The sequence below is a fragment of the Paraburkholderia sp. RL17-383-BIF-A genome (assembly GCF_046028015.1).
Classification (GTDB): Bacteria; Pseudomonadota; Gammaproteobacteria; order Burkholderiales; family Burkholderiaceae; genus Paraburkholderia.
Genome location: NZ_JARESR010000014.1, coordinates 55,840 through 69,644 on the forward strand (window position 1 = coordinate 55,840; position 13,805 = coordinate 69,644).

The 13,805-nt window shown below is 58.8% G+C and carries 10 protein-coding genes; 4 read left to right on the forward strand and 6 right to left on the reverse strand.

The annotated features are described in order from the left end of the window. From P0D71_RS17825 to imuA, 3 genes are read right to left on the reverse strand one after another with little or no spacing between them, the layout of a single operon-like run. Nucleotides 1–3,132 carry an error-prone DNA polymerase gene (locus P0D71_RS17825; protein ID WP_408481405.1) on the reverse strand — a complete coding sequence of 1,044 codons (3,132 nt, stop codon included), beginning with the start codon at nt 3,130–3,132 and terminating at the stop codon, nt 1–3. A gap of 38 nt (nt 3,133–3,170) precedes the next feature. Next, nucleotides 3,171–4,634 (reverse strand): Y-family DNA polymerase, encoded by a 1,464-nt coding sequence (locus P0D71_RS17830; protein ID WP_408481332.1) that lies wholly within the window; start codon nt 4,632–4,634, stop codon nt 3,171–3,173. Further along, on the reverse strand, nt 4,564–5,271 hold the full coding sequence (gene imuA / locus P0D71_RS17835; RefSeq protein WP_408481334.1) for a translesion DNA synthesis-associated protein ImuA: 708 nt from the start codon (nt 5,269–5,271) through the stop codon (nt 4,564–4,566). The genes P0D71_RS17830 and imuA overlap by 71 nt, the downstream gene beginning before the upstream one ends. A gap of 374 nt (nt 5,272–5,645) precedes the next feature. On the opposite strand from imuA, the gene P0D71_RS17840 reads away from it, so the two are divergent. Beyond that, complete coding sequence (locus P0D71_RS17840) at nt 5,646–6,605, forward strand: SOS response-associated peptidase family protein (protein ID WP_408481336.1); 960 nt, start codon at nt 5,646–5,648, stop codon at nt 6,603–6,605. Between the two features lie 71 nt (nt 6,606–6,676). On the opposite strand, the gene P0D71_RS17845 is transcribed toward P0D71_RS17840, so the two are convergent. Continuing rightward, entirely contained in the window at nt 6,677–7,405 is a 729-nt protein-coding gene (locus P0D71_RS17845) for an AbiV family abortive infection protein (protein WP_408481338.1), read from the reverse strand. 109 nt (nt 7,406–7,514) lie between these two features. On the opposite strand from P0D71_RS17845, the gene P0D71_RS17850 reads away from it, so the two are divergent. The 3 genes from P0D71_RS17850 to P0D71_RS17860 all read left to right on the forward strand — a co-directional run bounded on the left by P0D71_RS17850 (nt 7,515) and on the right by P0D71_RS17860 (nt 12,181). Further along, nucleotides 7,515–7,976: a DUF2726 domain-containing protein gene (locus P0D71_RS17850; protein WP_408481407.1), complete on the forward strand. Its 462-nt coding sequence runs from the start codon at nt 7,515–7,517 to the stop codon at nt 7,974–7,976. A 43-nt stretch (nt 7,977–8,019) separates the two neighbouring features. Continuing rightward, nucleotides 8,020–11,313, forward strand: a complete 3,294-nt coding sequence (locus P0D71_RS17855; protein ID WP_408481340.1) for a DEAD/DEAH box helicase — start codon at nt 8,020–8,022, stop codon at nt 11,311–11,313. Between the two features lie 97 nt (nt 11,314–11,410). Next, on the forward strand, nt 11,411–12,181 hold the full coding sequence (locus P0D71_RS17860) for a DUF3431 domain-containing protein (RefSeq protein ID WP_408481342.1): 771 nt from the start codon (nt 11,411–11,413) through the stop codon (nt 12,179–12,181). A gap of 85 nt (nt 12,182–12,266) precedes the next feature. Here P0D71_RS17860 and P0D71_RS17865 read toward each other — a convergent pair whose 3' ends face one another. Together P0D71_RS17865 and P0D71_RS17870 are read right to left on the reverse strand one after the other, a co-directional pair. Then, on the reverse strand, nt 12,267–12,635 hold the full coding sequence (locus P0D71_RS17865; RefSeq protein ID WP_408481344.1) for a helix-turn-helix domain-containing protein: 369 nt from the start codon (nt 12,633–12,635) through the stop codon (nt 12,267–12,269). Nucleotides 12,636–12,772: 137 nt separating this feature from the next. Beyond that, on the reverse strand, nt 12,773–13,621 hold the full coding sequence (locus tag P0D71_RS17870; RefSeq protein WP_408481345.1) for a hypothetical protein: 849 nt from the start codon (nt 13,619–13,621) through the stop codon (nt 12,773–12,775). Nucleotides 13,622–13,805: the final 184 nt, after the last annotated feature.

Below are 13,805 nucleotides of genomic sequence, written 5' to 3' on the forward strand. Positions count from 1 at the left end.
CTAGCAGAAGTTTCGACTGACGGCGGTAAGTCCACCGAGCAGGTGCGACATATCGACAAGCCGTTGCGCGACCAAGTGGCGGACCTCTCCCTCGCACTGCCACGTTCCGTACACCGCCAGCAGGGAAGCCCCCAGTGCTTCCTGCCGGAACTTCTCCTGCAGCGACGGCCAGATGATGACGTTCACGTTTCCAGTCTCATCTTCAATGGTCACAAACATCACGCCCTTCGCGGTTCCTGGTCGCTGACGTACCGTGACCAGACCACAACCGCGAGCGAGCCTGCCGTTGCGATACGTCATGAGCGTCGCGGCCGGCACAAGACGGTGTTCGAGCAGCACCGGCCGCAGCAGAAAAAGGGGATGCCGGCCGAGCGTGAGGCTCATTGAATTGTAGTCGGCAACGATGTCTTCGCCTTCCGACGGCGCGCCGAGCACAGGTGTTTCGTCATCCACGCGTGCGTCGGCGAGAATGTCACGGTCGGGCACCGCTGCAACTGACGTCCAGAGCGCTTCGCGCCGGTTGCCTGCCAGTAGCGAAAGCGAGTTCGCGGCCGCAAGAACCTGTAGGTCTTTCCGGTCGAGCTGCGCGCGCTTCGCCAAGTCGCTGACGCTCGCGAACTGCCTCACGGCTCTCGCTGCTTCGATACGTTCCGCGGCGCCGTCCTTCATGCCTTTCAACAGCGACAGGCCAAGACGAACCGCCGGTTTCGATGAGGACCCATGGTTCTCGAGGGCCGAATCCCAGTTGCTGATGGTGACGTCGGCCGGCAGCACCTTCACGCCGTGACGTTGTGCGTCTTGTACCAGTTGCGACGCAGAATAGAAGCCAAGTGGCATGCTGTTCAGCATTGCCGCGAGAAACGCCTCTGGCTCGTGACACTTCAGCCAACTGCTCGCATATACGAGCAACGCGAACGACGCGGCGTGGCTCTCCGGGAAGCCATATTCGCCGAAGCCATGAATCTGCTGGAATATGGATTCGGCGAAGTCCTTCGTGTAGCCGCGCTCCGTCATGCCGTTGACGATGCGGTCATAGTATTTGTCGAGGCCGCCCTTGCGCTTCCATGCGGCCATCGCGCGGCGCAGTTGGTCCGCTTCGCCGGGTGTAAAGCCGGCAGCCAGGATGGCTACCTGCATCACCTGCTCCTGGAAGATGGGTACGCCCAGTGTCCGCCCGAGCGCGACCTCCAGTGCTTCGCTTGGATAGGTTACCGGCTCCAGACCCTGGCGACGGCGCAAGTATGGATGCACAGCGCCGCCCTGAATCGGGCCGGGCCGCACGATGGCGACCTCGATGACGAGGTCGTAGAACTCGCGCGGTTTCATCCGCGGCAACATGCTCATCTGAGCGCGCGACTCAATCTGGAACACGCCCACCGTGTCGGCGCGCGAAATCATTCCATAGGTCGCCGCGTCTTCAGCCGGTATGTCCTGCATCTCGAAGCGCTCGCCGCGTTGCTCCGACACGATGTCGAGCGTGCGCCGGATTGCCGACAACATTCCCAGCGCGAGTACGTCGATTTTCAGTAGCCCGAGCGCTTCGAGGTCGTCCTTGTCCCATTGGATTGCAGAGCGGTCCGCCATCGCCGCGTTCTCGACGGGCACCAGGCGCGTGAGTTTGCCGCGGCTGATGACGAAGCCACCAGAATGCTGCGACAGATGGCGTGGAAAATTGAGAATCTGGGCGGCCAGCTTCGCCCACAGACCGATGAGCGGATTTTCCGGGTCTAGCCCCGACTCAGCGAAGCGCTGGAGGAGGTCGGCCGAATGGTCGAACCACTGGTGCGACTTCGCGACCTTGTCCACAATCTGCGGGTCAACGCCGAGCGCCTTCCCGCTTTCACGCAGCGCGCCGCGCGGTCGGTATGTGGATACCGCCGCTGCAATGGCCGCCCGGTCACGCCCGTACTTCCGGTAGATGTACTGGATGACTTCTTCGCGACGCTGGTGCTCGAAGTCGACGTCTATGTCGGGCGGCTCGCCGCGTTCCTTGCTGATGAAGCGCTCGAACAGCATGTTGCCGCGCGCAGGGTCCACCTCAGTCACCCCAAGGCAATAGCAGACCGCACTGTTTGCAGCGGACCCGCGCCCCTGACACAGGATGTGCTGGCTGCGCGCGAAGCGAACGATGTCGTAGACCGTGAGGAAGTACGCTTCGTATTCCAGTTCGCGGATAAGCTGCAGCTCATGCTCAATCTGCTCCTGCACGTTGTGCGGAATGCCATTGGGATAGCGCCGGTGCGCGCCGATGTACGTCTCCTGGCGCAGATACGCTTCGTGCGTGAAGCCTCCCGGCACAAGCTCGTCCGGATATTCATACCGAAGCTCGTCGAGCGAGAAATGGCATCGCTCGAGAACGTTGAGCGTCTCGTACAGCGCGCGCGTCGGATACAGGTTGCCCAGCCGGAACCGCGAGCGCAGGTGCCCTTCGGCATTAGGCGCAAGGTCATAGCCGCATTCAGCAACGGTCTTCCGAAGCCTGATTGCCGTCATCGTGTCCTGCAGCGGCTTGCGCGAGCGGACGTGCATGACAACATTCCCTGTCGCCACGACCGGCACGCGATACCGGTCAGCCAGATGTTCGACGATGCCGCGGTGGATGTCGTCCATCGCGCGCTGGTGCATGGTGAGTCCGACCCATGCCCGACCTGCGAATACATCGTTCATCCATTCGAGCTGGACCGCGAGCACGGCCTCTTTCGCGGGGAAGTCCGGCACCAGTATGGCAAGGCAGTTCGGCATGCCGCGGAGATGTGTGTGGCCTTTCTCGGGCTTCGAGATGTCGTGCGGCGTGAGCAGGTATTCACCCTTCGTTGCGCGCATGCGTCCCAGCGTGATGAGCTCGGAGAGATTGCCGTAGCCGTCGCGGTTCTGCGCCAGCAGGATGAGGCCGAATGCTGGTGTCCGGTCCGCATGCACGAGCCGAAAATACGAACCGATGACCAACGGCAGCTTCTCTTTCTTCGCCTCGACATGGGCGCGCACGACACCGGCGAGCGAACATTCGTCGGTTATCGCAAGTCCCGAGTATCCAAGCTGGGATGCACGTTGCACCAGCTCTTCCCCGTGCGACGCGCCATGGAGAAACGTGAAGTTGGTGAATGCAAAAAGCTCCGCATAATCTGGAAGCATTGACGATGGAAAGTCCACGAGCGCACCGTCCTATCCGCTCAGCCAAACAGGCCGTGTAGGAACCAGCGGACTTCCTCAGTTTTCACGACGGGCCGTTCGCGAAAAATCCAGTAGCAGCTTTTGTCGGCAGCTTCGGCGACGTAGTAGTCGCGTGTGACTGCTTCACTGTCATGCCAACCTGCCTCAATGCGCTCGCCCATCGAGACGAGCCTGAGCGGCGAGCCGTAAAACGGTCGATGATTCTTCATCATAAGCTTGATGGGTTCCTCAAGCAGCCAGGTCGGTCGCGGTAGTTCAACGGGCAGCGCCTGCGTCTTCGCGTCGTTCTGGATGGGCACCCAGCGGTTCGCCATCTCCGGTCTATGGTCGGATGTTGGCGCCGCGCGCTCCACGTTCTCGGAGCCGAGCCGCGCGACCAGCAACTCGATGAGACGGTTGTGGTCTTCGGCTGAACCACCCGGGTCTGGGAAAAGCGAATCGCTTGGCGGCTCTGCGGGCTGCACGCGGGATGCGGTCAGGCGCACTGCGAGGACGGCGGCTGGGAGTTCGATGCGACCAAGGCGCTCCTTCAGCAAGCGGACGAGATGCTCCTCGTGCCATGTCGGTTCTGCGAGCGCGACTTCGAGGGTGGTTGGCTCGACGGCTTCGCGGCCACGCTCATGTTCGAGCGACATGGTGGCGTGAGTGAGCGCGAGTTGCTGAGCGCTCAACCAGCCACACATCTGGACGATGAGGCGCTTCGCCGAAAACAGGATGGCTTCGGCGTGCTCGACACGGTCCGGGAGCTCGGTGCGCGCGCTGAAGGTCGGTGGCATCTCGAGCCATTGATACAGCTCTGGCGACAGGCCATAGGCACGGTCGAGCGCATCGAGTAAGCCTGCACCGCAGCGCTTCTTCAGCCCGGCGCGCGGCAAGCGGCGGACCTCCCCCAGCACCCGGCAGCCAAGTCCCTGGAACCAGTCAGCAAACGGACGCAGTTCCTGTACGACCGTGAACGGCAACGCGTTCAGGTTTCGCTCAAGCGACAGCATCTTGAGCACGCGGCAGCGGCCGCGCTTTGCGAGCAGCCACGCGCCTTGGCCAGTTGGGGCGACGCTCATGCGCACAGTCACGCCGATGGACTTCACCACGTCGCGCATCAATTCGCAGACGTGGCGGATGCCGCCGAAAAGACGCAGGCTGGCCGTGACGTCCATGACGATGGTTTCCTCATCGCAGACCGCGACCTGCGGCGAGAAGCGCAGCAAACCGAACGCGACCTCGCGTTGCATCTCGCGCTCGCGCTCGACGCTCCGGTCGTACATCAACGCATCGGGCGAAAGTGTCGTCACTCCGCCCCGTTTCATGCCGGGCAGCACACCGGCTTCCCGCGCCATCGTATCCGCCACCACAACCTTGTCGCGCTCGAGCACGACGCACCCGTGCTCAGTGCTAGACGACCACCTCGGACGGAACACCTCCAGCGAAAGCCGGGGAAGGAAGATGGCGACGAACACGGCCATAGGGGCTGAGCAGAATCGGTGACGGTTGCAGGGTAATGGACAGCATTTCGCTTCGTATTGGGCCCCGTCGCTTGACGACGTCGACGACGAGGCCACCGTCAGCTGGTCTGACTCCCAGCCGCAGCGCGGCAGGCGAGGCGTCCTGTGCGCTGGCCAGCGGCCGGATGAGTACAAGCAACGTTTCCGACGCCTGCGCCGCGAGGTGTAATCGCCGCAGCGCCTCGGTCCGGATGTGCTGCTGCCATAGGATGAGCGCACCACAACTCGCAGCCTGCAACACGCGCTCCGCACACCAGAGCGCATCTGCCGTCTTCGGCGCCCGCAATCTCATAAGACGGTCCACCGGTACGCCGAGATAGCTGAACGCCAGTGAATTGGGGACATGCGGCGGTTGCAGCAGCGCAATCGGCCGCGCGCTTAGCTCGGCGAGCGCCGGCTTCAGAAGCCGTATCTCGCCAATCCCGGGTTGCTGGACCAGCAGTTCCACCAGTGCGCCCAACGGCCAACCTCCACCCGGTAGCTCGGCAGACAGGGCTGCATAGCCCGTATCCACTGTCCTGCCATGCGCGCGCGCAAGCTGCGCCCCGCGCCACAGCGCTGGATGAATCGACTCGACGTGTTGGGGCAAGGCAGCCATTGTCGGAGAATACTGTATGGATGTACAGTATCGTATATCAAAAACCTGCTTTGTGAAGTGTCCCTTTTTGGGCGCGACGGGAGACGACGATGGATATGCCTGTACGCAAGCACCCGATGCCGGAGATAGCAGCGTTCGTGGCCGAATTGCGTCATGCGTTCGGGGATGCGACTATTGACGAGGCAGTCGCGCGCGGCAGAGCGGGCGAGCCAACGTTTTTCGCAAGCGAGAACGACCGAACGGTGGGCACCAAGTCACCTGGCGCCGCGAACAGCTGGCAAGTCGACGACAGCGTGCGGAACCGGCACCTCTGCCGCGGATGTGACGGGTCATGCGTTGGAACCGACGTTCGGTGCAGTCAACGGAGATGATGCATGTGCTATTCGGCTCAAATCTTGGCGGACTATCGCCGGTACGTTCGGATGTTCGGCGCGCACATGGACATCGCCGAGTTTGCGCGTCTCTACTTCCTGCAAGCAGAAGGGAGCAGCGCGAAGACACCGAAGGCGCTTGATGATGCCTTTCGCGACCCACAGAACGATAGTGAGCGTGAGATTTGGCAGCTCATCAACAAGACGCGCGCCGAGCAGAAGACTCGGCTCGAGCAGGAACTCTTCAAGCAGCGTACCCGCCTGACAGAAGCCGAGCGCAAGCTGGAGTCGAAGGTGACGAAGGCGGCAACGGAAAGTCGACGCATCGCCACCGACAAAATCGAGGCTGCGCTACGCCGCATCGAAGACATCAACCGGACCGAATCGAAGCCGCGCGACTCGCGCATCTTTCCCGGCACCTACGCGCCGGTGCTCGTGATGGAGAACGGCGAATACGTGGTCAAGCCGATGCGATACCAGTGCCGGATTGCGGGCAAGCCCGCGAACTACGATGTGAAATACCCCGGCACATATAACGCCCGCCGCGACAATCTGGAGGGATTCTGGAAACCGTGCTTCGGCCACACGCACGGCGTGATGCTCGTCGAGGTCTTCTACGAGAATGTGAAGAAGGCGAAGATAGAAGGCACGTTGCTGGAGACGCATGACAAAGACGAGAACGTCGTCCTTGAATTCCGCCCCAGTAACCGGCAGCTGATGCACGTCGTCTGCCTCTGGTCGCGATGGACCAAGCCGGGTGAGCCAGACCTGTTGTCATTCGCAGCCATCACCGATGAGCCGCCGCCGGAGATTGAAGCGGCCGGCCACGACCGTTGCATCATCCCAATCAAGCCAGAGAACATCGAAGCGTGGCTGAATCCGGAAGCATCAAGCCTAGACGCGATGTATGCCATCCTCGATGACAGGGACCGGCCGTATTACGAGCACAAGCTCGCCGCTTGAGATGATGACGTTTGTAGGATTTCGTGTAGTGCGAGCCTAGCTGCCACGCCGAGCGGCGGCTTGGCCCGACACTACTTGCTGTCAGGATTCGCCTTGTCGCTGGGCTGATGTATAGAGTTGACCAACTCGTCGATTTTCGCGAGGATGCCATCGGCGAACGCGCGACGCTCATCGAGATTAGTATGGTCTAACCCGTCCAGTCCCAGCTGCTTCAACAGCTGTGTTTGTAGCTCGAAAGTAGCATCGATGTTCTTCGCCCAGCCTTGCACAACGCTCAATTTCTGATGCATCATCGACAGAAATTCGGCATTGCGCTTCCGAATCTCATCGAGGTTTTCCCGTGTGACAACATCCTTCGGCGAGACGAACTTTCCATCGAAATCCACGTACAGAGACGCATTCTTGAGCGTGTTTGAATCTTTGTGGAACTGCGTCTGTATGTCTTTAAATGCTTTAGTCGCAGCCTCAACGTCGTTGTTCGTGCGAGCTAGGTTTTCTTCCTCCGATGTAGGCAAGAAATACGCGTTTGTCCGGTTTTTGCCTTCATGGCGTGAAAACGCGCGTTTCAACTGCTTCATGTCGATTACAGTCCCTTGAAGTGCCGAAAATATCGCGACGCAAAGCATTTCTGCCTTGCCACACTCTTCGAGTGAGATTTGATGGAGAAGCACCGCGCGCGGTAGCGAACCGCGCTCAGCAAGATAAGTGGCTTCGTTATACAGCTCTTCGGCATTGTCGAAAGTTTTCAGCAATCCATCCGTCAGGAGCTGTACCTGTTCGTCTCTCGCGTCTTTTGTCATGCTGCTTATCCTCTGATATTCAATACTTAACACAGTGGCCCGTACGTGGGTCGGAAGTTGGCGATGGCTTCAAGGCGTGGAGTTTGAGGTGGATAGTGTGTACCTGCCCATGCTAGCTATCGAGGTGGACAGCCCTTGGCATGATACCGACCGTCAGCAGGAACGCGACCAGCACAAGGATAGGCTCTTTTCTACGGCGGGCATTCCCTTCCTACGCTTGCGCCCGCTTGGCCGACCGACACCGGAAGTCGTGCGCGCTGAAGTTGCGTTTCACATAGCCGAGTTGGTGAGTGCGCTGCGTTCTGACATCCCGGGCTACGACCAAGCGCAAGGGCTATTGCGCGACTTGGCGGTGGCCAAGGGACTAAGTTGGAGCGAAGTCACTAGAGACCTAATCTTCGGAGAGGGCACAGGATGCTGTCAGCGTCACTTTCTCCGTTTACTTGTCAGCGATTCGAGATGGTTTGAAAAAGGCAAATATAATCAAGCCTCGAAGAAATACGGTGCGCTCGCATCGGGCGGTGAGAGACGGCCTGCACTAGATACATGGTGCGATGCGAGAACACGATAATTTTGATTTGACCATCCGCTAAAAATATTCCAAAGGCATAAAAATGAAGGTGCGGCTTCCGGGGGTTTTTGCGCTTCAAGAAAGAGTTGGGAAGAATTGGATTCGTCAGTTGGCCTGGCGGGGCGAGGAGGTAGAAGCAGAGGCAGTTCGTTTTGTCACGGATGGTGCCGAAGGCTTCGAGGTCTCGTCCAGCGCGCTTTCGATACCCGTTCGAATCCTTAAAAGCACGCCTCGCCAGCTACCAGCACAAGACGAAGCGGCTGTGCTCAGGTATCCGGCAGTCGCCATCGAGCCTGACGGACTGGACGCAATTGCAGGAACGTGGTTGCAGCATCCCTTGTTGCCTGCTGCTGGTGGGTCAACGACCGGCTCGAACGCGAAGGCTGCGACCGATTCATGGCGTGGTGTATTCGCATACGTACAGGAGGACCGCTCGAAGGGGACCATCGGCTTGCGTCCGCCGCAGGCTGGAGCTCTTCATGCGATACACGCTCACTGGTCGGTGAGTACCGAAGTTGCATCGGTGGTCCTTCCTACTGGAACAGGAAAGACCGAAACAATGCTCGGTGTCTTGACGTCTGCCTGTTGTGAACGGGTCATTGTCGTCGTCCCGACAGACGCGTTACGCACCCAAATCGCGGACAAGTTCGTGACGCTGGGCCTGCTGAAAGCGCCCGGCAGCACTATCCTTCCAAAAGTCGCTCACTATCCAGTCGTTGGCGTACTTGAGCACAATATTGCGAGCCTTGAGGCGTTATCGACATTTTTCGAGGCATGCAATGTAGTCGTTACGACTAGCCACATCGCGGGCAGCCTCGCGCCCGCGTTCCAAGCGCGTATCGCCGAATTGTGTACGCACTTGTTCATTGACGAAGCGCACCATGCGGAAGCGCCCACGTGGAAGCGGTTCAAAGCAGAGTTCAGCAAACGCCGCGTGCTTCAGTTCACCGCGACACCGTTCCGTGACGACGACAAGCCCGTTGATGGGACAATAATCTATCGGTATCCGCTCAGGCAAGCTCAACTTGATGGTTATTTTCGACCCATCATCTTCCGGTCGATTTTTGAGTTTAACGAGAGCAAAGCCGATAAGGCCATCGCCAAAGCAACTATAAAAGAACTGGATAACGACGCAACAGGGCTTCATGTCGCCATGGCGCGCGCACTGGACATTCCGCGCGCGAAGCAGGTCTTCGAAATTTACGAATCCATCGGCCGTTACAACCCGATTTTGCTTCACAGCAGACTTAAGCCGGCCGAACGGCGAGATGCTTTAAATAAGTTGCTGTCTGGTCAATCACGACTTGTGGTCTGTGTCGACATGCTTGGAGAGGGCTTCGACATGCCGGAGTTGAAGATTGCAGCGTTTCACGACACGCGAAAGAGTCTTCCCGTTACGCTCCAGCTTGCTGGCCGGTTTACACGCGCCCGCGAAGATTTGGGGAACGCAACGTTCATAGCGAACGTCGCAAATCCAGGTGTACGCGAAGAGCTTGAAAAGCTGTACAGCCAGGACCCTGACTGGAACGAATTGCTCCCGGATTTGAGTGACGCAGCGATAGACAACGAAATCGAGGCGCGTACGTTTCTCGCAGGCTTCGAGCCGTTTGCAGGCGAAATTCCTCTTCAGGAAATCAGGCCGGCTACCAGCATGGTCATTTATCGGACCCGATGCAGTGTCTGGACACCGAAGAACTTCCGGAAGGGCATCCCGGGTCTCACAGCCTCCGACAAGGTTCGGCAGACGGTCAATCGCAAAGAGAACATGCTCGTAGTCGTGGTGGGAACGACCAAGCCGGTGCCATGGACTGACATTGAAGCAGTGCAGGACTGGGAGTGGGAGCTACTCGTTGCGATTTGGGACAAAGAAAGGGAGCTTTTGTACATTCATGGGTCGTCGAAAAGCGGCGAATATCGTTCGATGGCCAAGGCGCTATGCGGCGAGGACGTGCAACTCATCCAAGACCCGGAACTATATCGCTGCTTTCACGGCGTTAAGCGCTTGCTGCTCACGAATCTAGGAATGAACGAACAATTCGGGCGCCAAATTCGGTACATCGCCCGCATGGGCGCAGACGTTGCGGCACGCCTGTCCGAGTCGTCCAAGAAGACTGCGCGGCGCGCGGTGGTGTCCGGAATAGGGTTCGAGGCTGGCGCGACAGCGACTATCGGAGCAACGAAGCGCGGTCGGGTTTGGTCCTTCCAACGATTGCGGCTCGAGACCTTCGCAAAATGGTGCAAGAACGTTGGCGCAAAGGTTGTCGACGAGACCATCGACCCGGAAGGTGTGCTCAAAGGAACTTTAATCCCGAAGCTGGTTAAAGTGCGACCGGAGGTAATGCCCATTGCTGTCGAGTGGCCAGACTGCGTCTATCAAGAGCACGAAAGCGTATTTTCGGTTCAGCTGGGAAAGGGTGCTGCGACCGAATTTTGGTACCTTGGAATCGAGCTCGTAAGTCCGGCGGAGACTGGCGACATTGTGTTTCGATTGTTCGACGACTCGGCGGAATTGATGCTCCGACTTGAGCTTGTGCCCCTTGATGACGATGCTGTTTCGACCTACCGATTCGTACCGGTATCCGGGCTTGACGGCACTATAACGAAGCGCCAAAAAGCATGGACGCTGTCCGAATACTTCTTTGAGAACCCGCCGCTCATCACGTTTGCGGACGGTTCCTATCTCGAAGGCAACATGCTCGTAGCGCTGCCAGACATCTACGCGCCATATGACCGTGAGCGGATTGTGCCGTGGGACTGGTCACACGTTGACATAAAGAAGGAGGCTCAAGGGGCTACACGCGAGGCTGATTCAATTCAGTTCAAAGTCATTGAAGACCTCAAAAAGGCGGGCGGATTTGACATCATCTACGACGACGACGGGTCGGGAGAGTCGGCCGACGTAGTGACCATCAAGGTAACGGAAGATGATGCCCGGACAACAATCAACGTTGATTTTTACCACTGCAAGTATTCACAAGACAGTTCGTCAGGAAGCCGCGTTGGTGACTTGTATGAGGTGTGCGGGCAAGCCCAGAAAAGCATAAGCTGGCTGCAGAACCAACTACGTCACACTGAACTTTTTATCCATTTGCTTCGGCGTGACCCGAAGGTCCGAAAGGGCGTGGAACTGTCGAGATACCAAGTCGGTGACCGCGATACACTGGCGGCTATCAGGAACCGGAGCCGAATGTCAGCTTTGAAATTGCGTGTTTTCGTCGTGCAGCCCGGGCTATCTCGCTCTAAAGCGACACCTGACCAGCTATCCCTCTTGAGCGTCACGGAAAACTTCTTGCTCGAGACCTACGGCGTCCCGTTTTGTGTCATCGGAAGCGCGTAGCGATTCTTTGCCATATCGTCCTCTCGAGGACGAAGCGTACGCGCTGACTGTTGTTACGGCTGCGGAAAGTAAAACAACATATACGGACAAGTCATAAGTGAATTTCGAGCTTTTCGAGAAGTATGAATCCGCAATACGGGGCTACAAAGGCCCCCAAGGCGACCCGCAATCTGCATCTCTACGCATGCATCGAAACGGCGGCCTTGAGGTGTATTACGCCCCATTCGAGTGGGTGAATCTCTCGGCGAAGGTTGTGCTCGTAGGCATTACTCCCTGGAAAGCGCAGGCCGACATTGCGTTGACCGAGGCGCAACGCGCGTTAGTTGAGGGTCTTCCGGTACCAGAGGTGCTTCGGCGCGCCAAATTAGCAGCCGCGTTCGCGGGGAGGGCGCGACTACGCCTCGTATCGCTCCTCGACCATATTGGCCTGCATCGTTGGTTGGGGCTGCGCTCGAGCGAAGAGCTCTTCGGCGAAGCGAGCGACTTGCTTGAGGCGACGTCTCTTTTTCAATTTCCTATCTTTAACAAAGGCGAGAATTTCAGGGGAGGGAAACATCCCGAAAGAGACCCAATGCTGCGCGGGCAGATGCGAGAGCACTTCGGTAAGATGGCCAAAACGATGCCAGATGCCGTCTTCATACCTGTCGGAGCGACAACATCGAAAGGCGTCCATTGGCTCACCAAAGAGGGCTTTCTGAAAGAAGAACGAGTATTCCATGGCCTTCCGCATCCCGGCAAAGAGGACAGCGAACACACTGCATATTTCCTTGGCGAGAAGAGGCGCGCCGACCTGTCCGTCCACACAAACGCCGACAAGGTTGACGCGGCGCGGGACTACCTTCGGATGGCGGTGGCAGCACTGAGCTGATGCTGTGCCCGGCGCAGAGGTCGATGCCGAGCGCCGAACGCACGATGCGTAGTGAAATGAATCCATCCTTCGCCGCGCGGGCCCATCAGTGCCAGAGAGCAAGCACCAACTGGGAGCTGCCCGACCCGAACATGGGCTTCACTTTCGCGCGGATGCTGTTGTTGGTTGCATTGGCGGCGAGCGTGTACAACCCGACATTGTGCGGACGCCCACACTCGGACGGCTGGCATACCCACGAGGTGACGATGCGATAACCCTCTTTGCGCAGTTCAACCACTCGCGCCCGGGGGTCAATGACGTCGAGGTATCGCGTGGCCTCCAGTGTTGTAATCCCCGCGCACAGCCTCATCGCTTCGAGCAAGCGCGCCCGCTGGTGCTCGGCGGTGTTGGCCGGCCAGTTGGCGATGATGCGGTCGAAGGACTGGAAATTCTGCGGTTTGATGTGTTTTTGCATTCGATGCAGTGGGAGTTGTGACAGGACGTATTGTTCACCTGTCGGCTCGAAACACTGCTACCGAAATACCAAGCCCGTTCAGCCGCAAAAAATCCGGAGGAAATAGACCGGAAAACGGGCCCAATTTCCGCAGGTTTTCACTGCTCGGCCGAATCCGGCTCTAACCCAAGTTCGGCGCTGGCGGCGCTGAGCGCGTCGTAAAGCACGACTGCCGCAGTCTCATCCGCGCACCCGCCCACGATTTCGAGAGCCTGAGCTAGCCGCTGAGCGTCGGTTCGCGTGTCCGGCGTCTGCGCCGCACGGTTACGCGGAACACTTGCGCGGCTCAGTGCCAGATGTGCTGTGTTCTCAACGTCGGCTTGGTTCCTGCGCTTCGCTTCGACGTGCGCTCGAATACTTACGCGTTCGACAGCGGTCAGCACATCGTAGACTTGGCGTTCCAGGGTTTCTTCCCAAGCGCGTGCGACGACCGCCGTAATGACTCGGATGGGAATTTCGTCACAAGCCTCGCAGATGGCGTGGGCGAGCCGGATAATCAGCGTTCGACGCTGCGTCATCGGCAAGCGGCCTGCAGTTCGGGGCGGCACAATCGACGGCATCGTCTGGAGCGTCCGCAGCGGCTCTTGGAAACCGCGCGTCCGGGCGCCCGGAGCGAGCCAAGAAGGGCGCGCCGCAGTCAGCTTGGTTGCCAAGTCTGTGGCGCTCTTCATGATGTCGTTGACTTCAGACCCGGTCGGTGCCAAGTCCGGTTCGCCTTCCTCGATGCATTCGACAATCGCGCGGGCAACCTGGGAAATCACTGTGACCTGCAAGCTCGTGCCCTTCGCGAGCAGTTTCTTCTTCTTGAAGAAGCTGCGAACATCTTTGTCGTCACGAAAGCTTTTGAACCAATCCGACTGCGCGCGAGCCGCCTGGTCAAGGTTCAGGAAGGCGCTTGCCTGTTCATACATAGAGGCAAGACGCGAATTCGTGGTCAGAGTCGTCATCGGCAATAACAAAGGCGATTCACGTAAGTTGTAGGCATATTGTAGCTGCGTGCTATGCGCCGACCGAGCGCACAAAGGAATAATCCCACGCGTGAGAGAGCGCGCGGCACCCCATCCGGCGCGCTTTTGCGCAGTCGGCCGCGGCAAATAACCGTTGTATCGGCACGATAAGCATCGACCACAG